We start from the raw sequence: 15227 nt of genomic DNA on the forward strand, positions 1-15227 counted from the left end.
CGTTACGTCGACACGTGGTGTGTCGCGCTGGCCTTTTCGAAAAGGTAATGCGCCACACCCCACTCGCTACCCTTGGCGTAACCGAACAGCTCGGCCACGGCCATGTAGAACATGCGCCATCGTTGCAGCCAGATGCGCGCCTGCGGGCCGTAACAGAGCTCAAGGATCGGCAGCACCCGGTCACGGGACGCGTCGAGCGACGCCAGCCACTGATTCGCTGTGCGCTCGTAATGTTGTCCGTTCACCCACCATTGATGTGTGACGCGCAGGTCGTCATGAAAGCGCAGCAACAGATCGGCCGACGGCATCGTGCCGCCGGTGAAGAAGTGTCGCGACATCCAGTCGGTGCCGTTTTTGTTTTCGAAGTGATAGGCGAGATGACGATGCGCGAAGAGATGTACGAACAGTTTGCCGTCGTCGTTGAGCCAACCGGCGATGCGCGCGAGCAACGCGCCGTAGTTCTTCATGTGCTCGAACATTTCGATCGACACGACGCGGTCGAAACGTGCGGGCGTGTGGGTATCGAATTCGAAATCGACGACGTTGCCCGTCACGATGTGCAGATTGGTCAAGCCCCGACGTGCCGCGACAGTCTCGATGTGATGCCGTTGGCTCGCCGAGTTCGACAGGCCGACGATGTGTGCGCGTGGAAAATGCGCAGCGAGCCAAAGGGAGAGCGATCCCCAGCCGCACCCGAGATCCAGAATGCGTTGCCCGTCTTCGATGCCTGCGCGCTCGGCGTAGCACGTCAGCATGGCGTGTTCCGCTTGCTCAAGCGTTTCTTCTCCCGTGGGATAGAGGCAGCACGAGTACTTCATCGCCGGTCCGAGATGCGCCGCGAAGAAGTCGCTCGGGACTTCGTAATGCTGGACGTTCGCCGCCGTGGTTTCGATAGCGATTGGGCTGGCGCGTAGTTCGGCGATGAGCGCTTCGAGGGCTTGGGTACTACGCTCGGCGTCGTCGGCGTGTTCTTCGCGCAGGCGCTGGCGCATGAGCGAGCGCATCCCCGCGCGCAGGAGCACGTCGGGCACCAGACCCTGTTCGCAAAGGCGGATCAGCCCTGACTCGTCGGGTACCGGCACCGCTGTGCGGCTTTGCGACGGCGAGGCGGTCGTGGGGATCGCAGACATGGGCGAGGTCTGCGTTGACGGGCGGGCAGGGTGAGGGGCGGTCATGATGGGTGGCCGGATGTCGGTGGCGCAGGCGGAGGTGGAGACGGAGGCGGCGTGGTGTTGCTACGCGCCGATTTCGGTGGCCATGGCACGAGGGCGCTGGTGGTCCGCATGTACTCGCCGTACCCCGGGCGGGTTTTCATGAGTCGTGCTTCGAGCATCGGCACGCCCGACACCTTCAGCAACAACACCGCCATCAGCACTGGCGGCACCAGCGTCAACCAGCCCCACGGCATGGCGAGCGACAGCGCCGTATAGGCACACCAGTGGACGCATTCGAAGAAGTAATTCGGATGTCGCGAGTAGCGCCACCATCCCGACTGGCAGACCTGCCCGCGATTCGCTGCATCGGCGACAAAGTGCCGGAGTTGCCGGTCGGCCGACGCTTCGCCACCGACGGCGATCAGCCAGATCACGACAGCCGCGGCGAGCGCGACACGCGACGGTGCATCGGCCTGAAACGCCGGGACAAAGAAGGCGATCGACAATGCCATCGAAATCGCCGCTTGCAACTGGAAGAACCAGAACATGTTGCGGTTCGCAGCGTCGCCCCATTGCTCGCGGAACTGGCGGTAACGGGGGTCTTCGGGTTTGCCGTGATTGCGCTGCCAGAGATGGCGCGCGAGACGCAGCCCCCAGAGGCCGCCCGCCACGGCCACGAATACCCGGTTGACGGTGGCGCCAGTGCCCAGCGCCGCCGCTAGCACGGCGACACCTGCCAGCGACGCCGCCCAGACCGGGTCGACCATGCCCGCATTGCGCGTGCGCAATTGGCGCAGCCACGCCGCCGTGAAGGCAACGATCAATCCGGCGTACGCAAGGGCGGCAGCGAACAGCATACGAGCTCCGTGAGCGGTGTTTAGCCTCTATACGAGCGAGGACCGCTAACGGATGCAGATGCCGGGAGAAATTATTGGATGGGGGTGTCGATAGCGTCGAGAATCCACTGCGCAAATTGCTGCACCGGCCGCTCGCACATGTCGATTGGCTCGGGAAGTACGAGGCAGAAGTGCTTCGTAATCGCCTTGCCGTCCGGCCACGGCGCGACCAACCGGCCCTCTGCCAGCTCGGTACCGACGTATAGGCGGGGCACCAAAGCCACCCCCAACCCGGTGAGCGCCGCTTCGATCAGCATGGAATGAAGGTCGTAACGGGCGCCGACTGCCGAATTGGTGAGCGCGATACCGGTCTCCTGCGCGTAGATCTGCCACGCGTCCGGGTTCTGCCGCCGGTGCAGGCGGGGCAACGCGTCGAGCGACGAGTGCCCGCCAGCCTCCGCCAGAAGTGCCGGACTACACACCGGCACGAGCACTTCCTCCAGCAAGGGATACCGGTGCATGCCCGCCCACGCTGGATGCTCGAAATGAATCGCGGCGTCGAAGCCGCTACCCGCCAGCAGGAAGGGCTCCATCCGTTCGGCAATGTGCACGGTCACATTCGGATACGCCCGTTGGAAGCCCTTCAGCCGGGGAATCAACCACCGCGTCGCGAAGGTCGGAATGGCCGCGATCTCGATGCTCGCCCCCTCGGTGGACTGTCCCATCAGATACAGGCTGTCCCGCTCCAGCCGCTCGAGAATCTCGCGCACCTGTACCGCGTAACGCGTGCCGTTGGCGGCAAGCCGTACCCGGTTTCCGGAGCGCTCGAACAAGGTGACGCCGAGAAACGCCTCCAGTCGCGCAATCTGCCGACTGACGGCGCCTTCGGTCAATGCCAGCTCATCCGCCGCCCGGGCGAAGCTGCCGTGTCGCGCCGCGGCCTCGAAGGCTTGAAGGGCGGCATTGCTGGGGATTTTGCGTCGCATGGGGGGCTTGCCTCTTAAAGGTCAGCTTGATTAAAGATCACTGAAGGCTGACTTTATATCGATTTATTGGCCGAAAGCGCCAGCTTAGCATTACGTTCATGCAATGCGCTTAGGACTTTCTGATGATCTACACCGTGGAATGCAGCTTCGCCGACCCCGCCAGTGAAGCCGAGTGGAACCACTTTTACAGCCTGGAAAAGCTGCCCGCCCTGATCTCGGTGAGCGGCTTTCGCACGTCGCAGCGCTTCAAAGCGATGAGTGCAGGCTGCCCCGCCTATCTGGCCCTCCATACGGTCGATAGCCTCGACGTGCTGACGAGCGACGACTATCGCCAAAAAGGCGGCGGAAATTTCGCTAAGTGGCAGCAGCACATCACCGACTGGCATCGCAATCTCTACAGCGACATCGGGCTTGCGCCGGCGGTGGCGGGGGATGAACGGCTCGCAGTGAGTGGGGACGGCCCCGATGTGTTGACCCAGTTGGGCCTCGCACCTTTGGCGATGCATGCAGTGGCGCTGGAGAGGCTGCCGGCGCGTCGTTGGCTCGCCGTGGTGTCTCGCAACGATGTGCCGAATGTTGAGGGCATCGCAGAGCGCGATCCTCGTATTCAGCTTTATGCGCCGATGGCCGACCAACTAACGAGCGGCCGTAGCTAACCAGTTTGGGAGCATCACTTTGTCCGACCTTATCTTTCCCAGCCAGCAAGTTGGCGATTTCACGATCACCGCGATTAGCGATGGTTACCTCACGGCGAGTCTCGACTTTCTCTCGAATATCGATGCCACCGACGCGGCGCAAATGCAATCGGATGCAGGGCAGGCGATACCCGCTGCCGTGCATATCAACTGCTACGTCGTACGGGGGGCAGGGCGCACGATCCTGATCGATGCGGGGGCTGGCGGTATCAAGCAGTGGGGCGGTCGTCTGCAAGCGCACTTGTTGCTCGCGGGTATCGAGCCATCATCGATCGACACGATTCTGCTCACACACGCGCACCCCGATCATGTTGGCGGGCTAGTCGGTGAGGATGGGCAGGTGAATTTCCCGAATGCCGAGCTCGTGGTGCATCAGCGGGAGATCCAGTTTTGGCAGGACGATGGCAACCTGAGCCGCGCCACCGAACGCGCGCGCGGCAACTTCCAGATCGCGCGCCGGGTATTCGAGGGGTACAGCGACAGGCTGCGGATTTTCGATGCAGGAGAGGTGTTGCCCGGTATCAGCGCACTGCCGCTGCCGGGTCACACTGACGGACACACGGGGTACTTGATCGAATCGCGCGATCAGGGACTGCTGGTGTGGGGGGACATCGTGCACTTCCCCCACATCCAGATTCAGCGACCCGACGTAACGATCGCATTCGATCAGGACGCGTCGCTGGCCGCAGCGACGCGCTCCCGCCTTCTCGATCAGGTCAGTTCAGACGGACTGATGATCGCCGGGATGCATCTCGGCGAATTGGGCTTCGCACGAATCAGACAGACGAAGGGGGAATATCAACTGCGTTACGAGGCGTGACGTCAACGTCTGCGCTTGGGCGTGTTCGCATATCCGGGAAATGCATGTCGCGGTACTTCACGAAATGCGAGCCGCGCACCAGCCGGTAGCCTGCCCAGATCAGCAGGAACAGCGGAATGCCGATGTAGGTTGCGACGACACCGCCCCAGTCGATCTTGTCGTGCAGGAATGCCTCGTAGTTCTGACCCAGCGTGATGATCAGGCACAGCACGAAGGCGAAGATCGGGCCGAACGGGAAGAACGGCGAGACGTACGGCAAATCGCTCAGACTGTGGCCGCGCTTGAGATAGCCACGACGGAAGCGGTAGTGGCTGATCGCGATGCCGAGCCACGCGATGAAGCCCGTCATGCCGGACGTGTTGAGCAGCCAGATGTAGACGGCGTTCGGGCTAAACACGAAGGTGAAGAAGCACAACGCTGCGACGGCGGCCGTGGCGAGCAGCGCGTACAACGGCACGCCATTGCGCGAGACGTTACCGAAAATCTTCGGTGCCTTGCCATCGCGCGCGAGACTGTAGAGCATGCGCGTCGCCGCGTACATGCCCGAGTTGCCCGCTGAGAGCACGGAGGTCAGCACGACGGCGTTCATCACCGACGCTGCACCGAGCAACCCGGCGCGCTCGAAGATCAACGCAAACGGGCTGACGCTGATGTCGGTCACGTCGTTACGCAGCAGATGCGGATCGGTGTAGGGGATCAACAAACCGATCACCAGAATGGCGGCGACGTAGAAGAGCAGAATGCGCCAGAAGACCTGACGTACGGCACGCGGCACATTGCGTGCGGGGTCTTTGGATTCGCCCGCGGCGATGCCGATGAGCTCGGTGCCTTGGAACGAGAAGCCCACGACCATTGCGACACCGATCAACGCGGCGAACCCGCCTGCGAACGGCGCGTCGCCAACGGACCAGTTAGCGACGCCGCCCGTCTCGCCGCCGCGAATGATGCCCAACAGCATCATCACGCCCATGGCGACGAAGGCCAGCACGGCGACCACTTTGATCAACGCAAACCAGAATTCCGCTTCGCCGAAACCGCGCGCGGACAGTGCGTTCAGGCCGAAGGTGATGGCTAGGAATAACGCGCTCCAATAGACACCGGGCACGTCGGGGAACCAGTACGCCATCACGAGTTGTGCCGCCACTAAATCGACGGCGACCGTGACGGCCCAGTTGTACCAGTAGTTCCAGCCCAGCGCGAAGCCGAAGCCTTCTTCGACGTAACGCGCGCCGTAGGTCGAGAACGATCCTGACACCGGCATGGCGGCAGCAAGCTCACCCAAGCTGGTCATCAGGAAGTAGACCATCAGGCCGATCAGCACATAGCCCAGCAGTGCACCGCCGGGGCCTGCTTGTGCGATGGTGGCACCGGAGGCCACGAACAGGCCGGTCCCGATGGACCCGCCCACCGCAATCATCGTCAGGTGGCGCGCCGACAATGTGCGGCGCAATTCGCCCGGGGCCGATGCCCCCGCCTTGCCGCCGTCGCGGTGCTGATCGTGTTCCGATGGTGCCAACGTTGTGTTCCTAAAGTGTGTAGTGCGTTTAGATAAAGAAAAGGCCTTGAAGTCTCAAGGCCTTATCAATTTCCGTCACGCTTTGGTGTGGCTTGATTCGAGGTGAAGGGATCGCGAATTCGTTAGACTGCGCCCCTTTTTGAAACAGGCACTTGCGGGCGAATTCTGTCACATATTTACGCACGCCTCACCGAATTAGTGAGATTTGCCTGATTTGTGACGCGAAATCGTTAGAATGCTCCGCCGGCCCCACGACATGCCGAAGTTCGTAGCCCGGTCGATCAACCCGACCACCCGAACAAATGTTCGCCATTAAGATACGCATCTCCGTGCGATGCATTGTTTGCGTATCGGATCCTGATCGTCCCGCTACGGGGCGACGTCAGGCGCAGCTCGGCCTGAATAAAATCTCGCCCGACCTCGTCCTGGCGCACCCCGTCCGCGACGAGCGACTGAAGCGTCCAAGCCTGCCACCTGCAACGGGCCTGCTTTGACGCAAACCTAATCGCCACACCCGCGGTCAGGTAAAGCCTGGTCGCAACTGGCATGCCAGGAATCTCCATCACATCATCGTAGTGAAGGTCGCTCACGTCACCGAGCGCTCGTCGAAAGTGGTCCATGGTAACTACGAGGTTCTCTGAGTCTTTCATCACTTTCGCTCGTTTCGGGGTGGCTGGGCTGCTGACACACAATCCGGACGGCCCACGCCAGCACTATAGGCTCGCGTGGGCATAAACGCGTTCGCGCTCCATATTCGCGATTTTCAAGCGTTGCTCCTCGGTCAGTTCAAGCGTCTTGGTTTCTCCCGCAATTTGCCGATATTCTTCTGGGCGATGCGTCATGAACATGTCGAAAAACCCATCCCCCGGCAGGCCGTCTCCCTTCTTGGCCAACACCGCTGAGTAAATCACCTCGCTTGGTAGACCAAGCACCAAGCAAGCCTTCTCGAGCGTATCGTAGACGTCGCTCGCCGGCGTTTGTTCGGGAAAAACACTGAACAACTGCTTAAAGGTCACGGTCCCACGCCGCCGTGCGGCACCATCCACCATATTCCGAACATCAGGCACACGTAGCGGCAAAATCATTCGTCATCTCCTATCGGTTCAATGCAAGTACGCCACGTCGTGGCCGGTCGTTGTCGCGATGTGACTCACCGCTGGAAAATCGTTCGCCACCACGTGATCAGCCGTTGGACGTACACGCGCAGCGATATGGCTGTCGGTGCAACATCCGATGCTTGAGCAGCAGGCGGTGTGGCACTCAGATTTTTGTAATAAATCTGCTTTCGACGCTTGTCGCGCTGGCGGCCGTGCGCAATTGCTTTCGCGGACATGCCACTCGCCCAGACAACGGCCCCATCGATGATGAAATAGTGCGACCGACAGGCGAAAGCCCAGTTTCCGATCGACGGATCCAACGTCACCCCCCGCCGATCGAATGTCAGGGTCCAATCGGTGGGGGACAGAGGGGTAATGACCTCGCGCGCACATCCGCACGCGCAAGCATGCCCCGCCACGTCGCCGGCCCTCGCCACGTAGACGATGCCAGGCTGCAACACTTCCGGGATCGACGTCACCCACTCGTACTTGAATTTTGTCGATTTCATTGCGCCTCGAGCCGACTGACTTGGTTGAGGTTGACGCTGAACGTGCTTTCGTACTCGCTATGGTCGTCGAGATAAAAGCCGCTCATTCGCTTCCACTTCGTCACCGCGAGCGCGGCATTCAGACAGTTGAAGTCTGCAACCTGAATATTCGAGGCGTACAGCTCCTCGTCACGATCAGCCTTGGGTACGCGCGAGAGTGCGAGCGCGCGCGTCGACGGTGTGCTTGACGTCACGCGACATGTCCCCCAGATCGATTCCTGGTCGTCGGTGAGGTTCAGCCCCATCCCGACATCAATCACAACGACCGGCGTGTCTTCGAGGGCGCGCAGCACCAGTTGCCGTACCTCGCCGCGGTCGACGCACAGGAAGACATAGTCGAACGACGCGAGCTCCATCACGTTGTTCTCGGCAATCATGACTTCGTGCGGCACGACCCCGCGGCGCATCGCCGAGTAGCTCTCGCTGAAGTACTTGACCTTGGTCAGTTCCCGATCCAGCACTTCTCGTGACACAGCCCCCGGGAGGCGAAAAGCGTTGTGGGGGCGCAGCACATCGGCGTCAAAGAGATGGATCTCAGCCACGTGCGTCTTGGCCACCAAGTCCAGCGTGTAGCTGCCCGTGCCGCCCAGGCCAACAATCGCGATACGCTGCGTTTTGAATCGGGCGGCGAGCCGCCCGATCCCCGCACGACTCGACGCTGTGTCCTGAAACGGGAAAACAGAATCGTCTTCGATCGGCTCCCGCGTCTTGAACGTTCGCGCATCAACGCTTGGATCCAGCGCCTTGGCTTGGCTCGAAATGACACGCACGTAGCTGGTGATCTTCTCGTAGTAATCCTCGTAGTATCCGCGCTGAGGTTTGTTGGAAAACCAATGCTGGGCGGTGATCCCTTCGGCCAACTTGAACTCCGCGCTCTGGCAGCGGATCTGGATGAGATCCGAGCCATCGGCTTTGCACGGATGCTCGCCAATGAAGTGAACCTGATGGGTGCTCGGCCGACCGAGCACATCCGGGGTCGCCATGCTCATCTCGGAGACGATCACGCCGCGTGCGATCTGCTTGTTCGAGGTGACATAGGGCACCGAGTGGACCAGCAGATGGCCGCTTCGGATTTCAATGTCATACCCTTCATTAATCAGACGCTGCAGCTGCGGATTACGACTTATCAGTAGGCGTGACATAGAATTTCATCCCTTCTTTGACGATGACGGTTTGACCTTCCACCATGGAGCCGCTCGGGTTCTGGTGCGGGCCGCTGGCGTAATCAATCGAATAAATAATCTGATCGCTCGGGACCGCCTGCGCGAACGCCAGCTTGACCACCTCCCAGTACGTCAGCACACGGTGATCGACTTCACGATCGCGGGAATTGACCTTGATCGAAATCCGGATGGGACGCGTCACAAAGCGCTCGGCCCCCGGCTTGGCGAGATCCACCAGTTCGTGGTCCGCGATCAAGCGGTCGTGCCCGCCGGCCTTGTCCAGCCAAAGGTCGGTGTGAGCCGCTTGCACACCCGCGAGCTGCTTGAGTGTCGCGCCCGAAATATGCGAGGCGCCCCAGTCGAACGCTTGCTCGTTCACGAAAATGCGGAACGTCCGATCGCTGCGAAACAGAACGAATTTCTCCGCCCCCGGGTGACGCAAATCCACGGTCTGCTCCGGACGCACCACCTCCAGCGCGCCGCTTTGCAGCACCTGAAACACCAAGAATTCGCTGGCCGGGACCGCACCCGCCACGGCCAGAACCTGAGCGCCGGTCACCACCGGGTCCTGGACGGTCTTGGTCTCGAATTGCAAGGACGCGTCGCCGATCTGGATCGCGTAACCATCGTGAGCGCTGCATTCCTGCCCGCCCGTGCCTTGTACATTTTGTTGCATACCGCCTCCACCATTCTGATTAAATAAAGCTGTTTAACGTCACTCGCAGCTGTATCCCGAGAGCTTGGAGGCCAGTCTATCGCGTTATTCTGATTAAAGCAAGCAGATGAAGCAGATTAGTGGATGGCGCGATACTGGTACTCAATCCCACCAGAATCGGCAACTTCTTCCGTGCGCAAGAGATACCCGGCCTGAACGAGATTTTTCAGCCGCGTACTGGCGTTCTGCACCGAGAGGTCCAAGTCAGCGGCGACCTGGGCGGCCACCACCGCGTGCTTCTCAAGGACATACTCAACGAGGCTGCGGGTCGAGGGGGTTGGCTCCGGACCGATGATCTCGAAATCCGTACCGTTCCAGATAACCAAGGGTTGGTCCTTAGCGCGAGCCGCGTACGTCCAGTTATCGATCAGGTCCCTGTCCCTGAGATTCGTCAGGTAGAAACCGCGCTCACCGCGCAAGAATTTCGCCAGAGACACCACACTCTCTCGCGGAAACGACGCGTCGGTTTCCTCCACATCCTCTAACGAGATGCCGAAGATTTGTGTACGTGGATGCGCTTCGACGAACTTGAGTAGCTTTTGATAGACGCTCTTGCCCTCAACGTTCCCGTAGGGGCTGGCACTACTCGCGAAGTCCCGCAACCTGACAACAATAGAGTTCTGGTTCATTTCATCAATTTAATCAGAAGGTTGCGGCGCGTCAAGCTTGAATTCAAAACAAATGTGAGTGCCTGCCAAGTAGGGCAGGTCAAGGACAGAGTCAAAATTCACCCCGTCGTGCTCGTGATACACGCGCAGCTCGAAGTCACTTTGGCGCACGTATATTATTGCCTTGAACTTTTCTGCGATGTCGCCTGAACGCTTCAATCCAAGTCCGCGACCGGTCTCATTGACCTGGCTCAGGCCACCCCGGGTAAATACCTCCGTGAGCAGAGCGACGCCTGCATGCTCGGCCTTTGCCATTTTTATAGCAACCTTAGGGTATTTGTCCGGTACCACAGGCGCTAACGTACCGACAATGCCGAGCCCGTTATCCGAGATAACCGCCTGGATTTTTCTTCCCTTTGGATAGAATTGCAAGCCGGCAAAGCCGTGCGACGATGCATCGGCGTGATCTACAACGTTACTGAACAGCTCCGCGAGCACGGTAAATGCAAGCGTCGAGTAGCTCTTTCCCGCACAACTGACGAGACTTTTCCGCAGCAACATGGGGATCGTTTCGTCTGGTGCCGCCGGGTCGATGAGTTTGAGCTCGATGACGCCATCATTGTTGCCCTGGTATGTCTTCGACAACTCTCCGCTGGGGCGCTGCGGCAATACCTCAATCGCAGGATCGAGCACGTTGAAGAATCCGACACGATTCAAATAGGAAAGCGCTTTCTTGGATCCCTCAAAATTTAGGGTGACGTGTTTGCCCGCGGCCACGAGCTGATTGCAAAGCGCTAGCAGCCGAGCGATAAACGCCAGCATGGGTTTAACGTCGTCCTTGAGTACTAGGACAATCGCATCATCGGATGACAACAGGGGGGAAACCCCGGAAAACGCCCGATCAAAATTGGCCGAGGTCAACCAACTACGCCCGCCAAATTCAATATGGCGTGCAGCTCGTCGGTTAGACCACCTGAAGGCCTCGTCTTGCTCGAATCGGTCCTTGTGCTCATGCAGCAAACGATTGAGCTCGGCCCGGTTGATTCCAAGCGCAGATGCGATCGTCTTAGCTTTTGTCTTTGGCTTTGCAGCGAGAAACGCGTGTATTTTTTCTAGCATCGTGTCGCATCATGGCGCGGTTGATGTCGCACTTATGGCGTGCGAGAAAAGGATGCCTGACACCATTGCCAGGCATTTGACGATTCGATTCGCTGAATCGGTTCGCTATCGATGGCGATTGTCAATGACAAGAAACCGGCCCGCTTATCCGGGACCCCGTCCAACCGTACGGAATAACCCCTTGGGATTATCCCGACTCATCCCGACTCGATAATTCGTTTTCTCGTCATTTTATCGCGTATCGACTCGAATTCCCGACATGGCGTAATTCACGATGAACGCGCCGGGTGACGCAATCGCCAGACTTACGTAGGAAGTCGCAGCGCGCGCAGCTCGGACGTCGAGCTCTGCACGCATCCGGCACCCGCAAGCACGCCGGGGTCGGGCGCTTTTTCGTCGCGAGCCTGCCGGATCGCCGCAACGGAAACCTTTTTCGGATCGAAAGGTGTGTTGCAAAGCAACCGGGTTCCGCCAAAATCGTATCGGACGTATCCACGCAGCAACAACAACTTGCCATCGCCAACCACAGACAGGCCTGCAGTGCGCGCGGCATCGGCCAAACTTGGCTGCAGGATGACGAAGGTTTGCGGCTCATTGCTATAGACCCCAGCAAGCCGCAGGACCGTGCTGGAAACGGGAACGAACATTGCAGCGCCAATCAGGACGACATAGGTCAGGAAAAACGCCCCCAATAACGCCAGCTTCACGGGCTGATAAACGCCGACCCGCCATGTCCGTGCGTTGACGTACATGTAGCCGGGCAGCAGACTCATGACAACGGTTGCAACGCACACGAGCATGCCCACAAAAGCTTCACCTAAGCCCCCATGGACATATCTCGCCGTGAGGCGAAATGCGAGCACGAGAGGCGCTGAGGTCACGAACATCGTGATGGCAGCCGCACACGCCAAACCGATGGCATACAACACCGGCATATGCCGCCATTCACTAGGTTTGGCGCGAAGCTCCAGTGCTTCTCGGCGCGCCAGCGCGTAGAACAAAGCGACGCCAAACGCCAGCGCGCAGATCACCCATATTCGATCGGAGTCAAATCCGATGATGAGCGCAAAACCCAGCAACCAGCCGCCCATCGCACACTGATACAACCGCGGAACCGCCTTCGGTATCTTCCGATCGAGTGGATAGACCGAGACCGTACCGATGAGCATCACGGACGGCAAGGCAAATTGCAGCATCGCCGCCAGCGCGATCAGTATCGTCGCGGAGACCAGGAATGCTAGGCCCGATCCTGTCATTGCCGAGTATTGGAAAAGCGATGTCCAGTGAATCGACTTGAGGTGAATCCACAGGAACAGGGCGGTGGGAAACAACGCGACCGGAGCAAACTTCCACGCCACATCCAGTGTGTCCTTTAGCATGGACACGGTCTCTTTGTACACGCCTTTTAATCGCGAAAGATTTGGTTTTTCCAACGGCTGTGCATCCCGTGCACTCGCAGATTCGGTGATCACCAAAACATCAGATACTTCCCCCGGTCGCGTCTCAGCACTTCGTCTGCTCTGATCCAACGTTATTTCTCCGTTAACGCTTAAAGGCCCGACACCATATATTCAAATACCTCCGTTCTGCGCAGTCTATCTTTAAGATTAAAAAAATAAATACCTCGCTTACTGGCATGAGATTTTCACTCAGCCGGGGAGGGGAAATGCACGGGGGAAGTTTCACCGTAGCCACTCAATCCCGTCTCCTCGAATTGCAGGCCACCGCACCGAAGTCAATGCGATAAAACCCATGACCTGCCTGACTCCTTCGGGCCATTTCAGTCTTGGAGAACGGCGTCGGGACATATCAGGTTGCCGTCGAATCCAACGCGTGGGAATGATTCTTGAAACAGTGGGAGTGCCCGATCTATTCACGATGGCACCCTAGCATCGAGATCGTCAGCGGCGCTGGGCGGGGCACCTGCAGTGCGAAGAAATTCGCGAATTGAACATCCAGCAAGCGGTGGCCGTCATCTCCCGCGATGGCGTCCATTTGTCTCCTCTCGCCGAGAGGGCACTAGCGATATTGACGCAATGAGCATCTGAGATGTAACACCAAAAATCGTCATTAAGCGATTGATTTTGCTGAAACTCTCAATGCAAGAATTCTGCGACCTCCGTTTCGCTGCGCCAAGGTGTCGAGGCATAAAAAAAGCCCACAAAGTGGGCTTTTTCCTATGTCAACTTCCGGCTTAGGCGGCCAGCAGCGACTCACGGTATTCGGTCGATTGGCCGGCGCTGCTGAGCGCTTGCACGATCAATTGCGGCTCGAGGCTGGCTAGCGTGTTCAAAACGACATCGTAAAGCACCTCAGCCCTTTGGAGGACGTACTCCGCGTCGGTGACGAACTGGACAACCATAATTACCCCTTTTTTGTTTCTCGCTTAGGAATGACGAGCCAACGTCCCTCCATCTTGGCGTTGAAATTGGACGCTTGGAGCGTTGGCACAAGTGCTACTAATAATTGTAGCAAACTGGCGTTGCGACCGTAAATCTTAACCACATTGGAAGGATGGACCGCCTGCAGCGCAAACGTCCCGGATATCGATGCGGCGTAAATCTGCAACACCTCAAGTAACGCATCTGAATCGGCTGCCGCGACCGACAAATCGAGCTCCGGGGAAAGTCGCACCTCCATCATCTTGAGCCAGCCACGTGTTGGCGCCGGTTTCCGAGTATAGACAACGTGCACAACAGCGCAAGCGTGGGGTTGGTTTTTTTTAAAAATTCCGTACGCGAGATGGTCGCCACCGCCGCCATTCTCGTAATTCATATGATTCGCGATCGAATCGAGCGTGCGGCCATAGTCCAGGTTGAACACACCAGCGGCTCCCACCTGTCTTGCCCATTCTTGCTTGGTTGCCTCCAACGCTGCGTCGTTAAATCTGCGCAGTTCTGCTTGTGCAATACGTGATGCCATAAAAAATGTGGTCTCTCGCTTTATTGTTTGTTTGACACTTCCCCGTCGACGCCATTGGCGCCGCTATATGCAACACGATCCCTCAATGCGTGCTCGCGACAACCGTCGCATCATTGAGCCAATTCATTGACTGGGCGAGCGACGACTTTCACAAAGCACTCGACGCTGCGCGCTAGACGATCGTCTTGGCATCCCGAATCTTACGATATTTTGCTATTTTGATATCTCAGCAATGTTTGCGCGTCAGTCGTCGCAAACATTTTCCGTTGTTCATTCAGGATGGCGCATTCGATTATTCATTTGGGGATTAGCGCTCGCAAGGGTGCCCAGCGATAGGTCGCACGCCCCATAAAGCCCCAATAAGGTTGATTATCCGAGCATGAGCGCCGCTTAAAAACACGCGACATAGCCCGTGCGGTCGACCAGGTGCGGTTAATGATCCTGCTGTGTCTGTGCCGCAGGATCAGCGAATACGCCTATCGACACGCGATGCTGTTGGCGCGTGCGTCGTGCAAGGCGTGATGCCGACCACCGTGCTCCTCAAAATACCGCTCTCTGAGAACGTGATCGATCCTCTGCGCGATTAATTTTTCCTTCCACCCAACGGGCCGTCCACCGATGAGTTGCCACAGCAAGTGAGCGTCAATCGGATGGTCGTAGCAAATCACCGGTCTGCGCCGCTGTCCGTCGAAGCCACGCATCCATTGGCGCGCCGCCTCGCCGAGATCGACCACCGACAGGATGCGAGCAGGCTGCGTGCGCAACTGCGGCAATACTTGTGAGCGCACGAAAGCACTGCAACGTTCAAGGTGAACATCCGTGAGCTCGCCATAAAACTCGCGGCCATCCTCCGCAACCATCCCAAGACTGATGAGCTCCGGCGCGGCAATGTCGGTGAATTCGGTGTCGATATATATCCGACACTCCCAAGGATGTAGCATACGCACCTTCGCTTTGACCGTGCCTAGGTTTCGATCGCGACAACCGCGAGCCCTTTTTCGTCGCACCAGGCGCGCAGTTGCTGGTTTAAGTGAGCGACCAACCGCGC

The 15227-nt window shown here is 58.7% G+C and carries 16 protein-coding genes; 2 read left to right on the forward strand and 14 right to left on the reverse strand.

Features of this window, described 5'->3' with window-relative positions:
* Positions 1–2 precede the first annotated feature (2 nt).
* From ACPWR9_RS04945 to ACPWR9_RS04955, 3 genes are all read right to left on the reverse strand, one after another.
* The gene (locus ACPWR9_RS04945) at positions 3–1130 is read right to left on the reverse strand and encodes an SAM-dependent methyltransferase (RefSeq protein WP_426296218.1); all 1128 of its coding nucleotides are present in this window, start codon (positions 1128–1130) and stop codon (positions 3–5) included.
* Between the two features lie 41 nt (positions 1131–1171).
* Positions 1172–2011 (reverse strand): DUF1295 domain-containing protein, encoded by an 840-nt coding sequence (locus tag ACPWR9_RS04950; protein ID WP_426296217.1) that lies wholly within the window; start codon positions 2009–2011, stop codon positions 1172–1174.
* A 71-nt stretch (positions 2012–2082) separates the two neighbouring features.
* Entirely contained in the window at positions 2083–2976 is an 894-nt protein-coding gene (locus ACPWR9_RS04955) for a LysR substrate-binding domain-containing protein (RefSeq protein ID WP_426296216.1), read from the reverse strand.
* 122 nt (positions 2977–3098) lie between these two features.
* On the opposite strand from ACPWR9_RS04955, the gene ACPWR9_RS04960 reads away from it, so the two are divergent.
* Positions 3099–3632 carry a sugar ABC transporter gene (locus ACPWR9_RS04960; protein ID WP_426296215.1) on the forward strand — a complete coding sequence of 178 codons (534 nt, stop codon included), beginning with the start codon at positions 3099–3101 and terminating at the stop codon, positions 3630–3632.
* Between the two features lie 19 nt (positions 3633–3651).
* Positions 3652–4491, forward strand: coding sequence for an MBL fold metallo-hydrolase (locus ACPWR9_RS04965; RefSeq protein WP_426296214.1), 840 nt, complete (start codon positions 3652–3654; stop codon positions 4489–4491).
* Here ACPWR9_RS04965 and ACPWR9_RS04970 read toward each other — a convergent pair.
* The 11 genes from ACPWR9_RS04970 to ACPWR9_RS05020 form a co-directional block, all read right to left on the reverse strand.
* Positions 4448–6007: an amino acid permease gene (locus tag ACPWR9_RS04970; protein WP_426296213.1), complete on the reverse strand. Its 1560-nt coding sequence runs from the start codon at positions 6005–6007 to the stop codon at positions 4448–4450. The two genes, ACPWR9_RS04965 and ACPWR9_RS04970, sit on opposite strands and share 44 nt — an antisense overlap.
* A gap of 713 nt (positions 6008–6720) precedes the next feature.
* Positions 6721–7092 (reverse strand): hypothetical protein, encoded by a 372-nt coding sequence (locus ACPWR9_RS04975; protein WP_426296212.1) that lies wholly within the window; start codon positions 7090–7092, stop codon positions 6721–6723.
* A gap of 65 nt (positions 7093–7157) precedes the next feature.
* Positions 7158–7613: a DUF6527 family protein gene (locus ACPWR9_RS04980; RefSeq protein ID WP_426296211.1), complete on the reverse strand. Its 456-nt coding sequence runs from the start codon at positions 7611–7613 to the stop codon at positions 7158–7160.
* Complete coding sequence (locus ACPWR9_RS04985; RefSeq protein WP_426296210.1) at positions 7610–8794, reverse strand: ThiF family adenylyltransferase; 1185 nt, start codon at positions 8792–8794, stop codon at positions 7610–7612. The genes ACPWR9_RS04980 and ACPWR9_RS04985 overlap by 4 nt, the downstream gene beginning before the upstream one ends.
* Positions 8769–9491 (reverse strand): multiubiquitin domain-containing protein, encoded by a 723-nt coding sequence (locus tag ACPWR9_RS04990; RefSeq protein WP_426296209.1) that lies wholly within the window; start codon positions 9489–9491, stop codon positions 8769–8771. Before ACPWR9_RS04990 ends, ACPWR9_RS04985 begins: the two co-directional genes overlap by 26 nt.
* A gap of 116 nt (positions 9492–9607) precedes the next feature.
* Positions 9608–10159 carry a DNA-binding protein gene (locus ACPWR9_RS04995; protein ID WP_426296208.1) on the reverse strand — a complete coding sequence of 184 codons (552 nt, stop codon included), beginning with the start codon at positions 10157–10159 and terminating at the stop codon, positions 9608–9610.
* 9 nt (positions 10160–10168) lie between these two features.
* Complete coding sequence (locus ACPWR9_RS05000) at positions 10169–11257, reverse strand: hypothetical protein (RefSeq protein WP_426296207.1); 1089 nt, start codon at positions 11255–11257, stop codon at positions 10169–10171.
* 305 nt (positions 11258–11562) lie between these two features.
* On the reverse strand, positions 11563–12786 hold the full coding sequence (locus ACPWR9_RS05005) for a hypothetical protein (protein ID WP_426296206.1): 1224 nt from the start codon (positions 12784–12786) through the stop codon (positions 11563–11565).
* Positions 12787–13451: 665 nt separating this feature from the next.
* The gene (locus ACPWR9_RS05010; RefSeq protein ID WP_426296205.1) at positions 13452–13619 is read right to left on the reverse strand and encodes a hypothetical protein; all 168 of its coding nucleotides are present in this window, start codon (positions 13617–13619) and stop codon (positions 13452–13454) included.
* A 2-nt stretch (positions 13620–13621) separates the two neighbouring features.
* Complete coding sequence (locus ACPWR9_RS05015; protein ID WP_426296204.1) at positions 13622–14179, reverse strand: hypothetical protein; 558 nt, start codon at positions 14177–14179, stop codon at positions 13622–13624.
* 476 nt (positions 14180–14655) lie between these two features.
* Positions 14656–15120: a hypothetical protein gene (locus tag ACPWR9_RS05020; RefSeq protein WP_426296203.1), complete on the reverse strand. Its 465-nt coding sequence runs from the start codon at positions 15118–15120 to the stop codon at positions 14656–14658.
* Positions 15121–15227: the final 107 nt, after the last annotated feature.

The sequence above is a fragment of the Pandoraea pneumonica genome, assembly GCF_049918595.1.
Taxonomy (GTDB): domain Bacteria; phylum Pseudomonadota; class Gammaproteobacteria; order Burkholderiales; family Burkholderiaceae; genus Pandoraea; species Pandoraea pneumonica_A.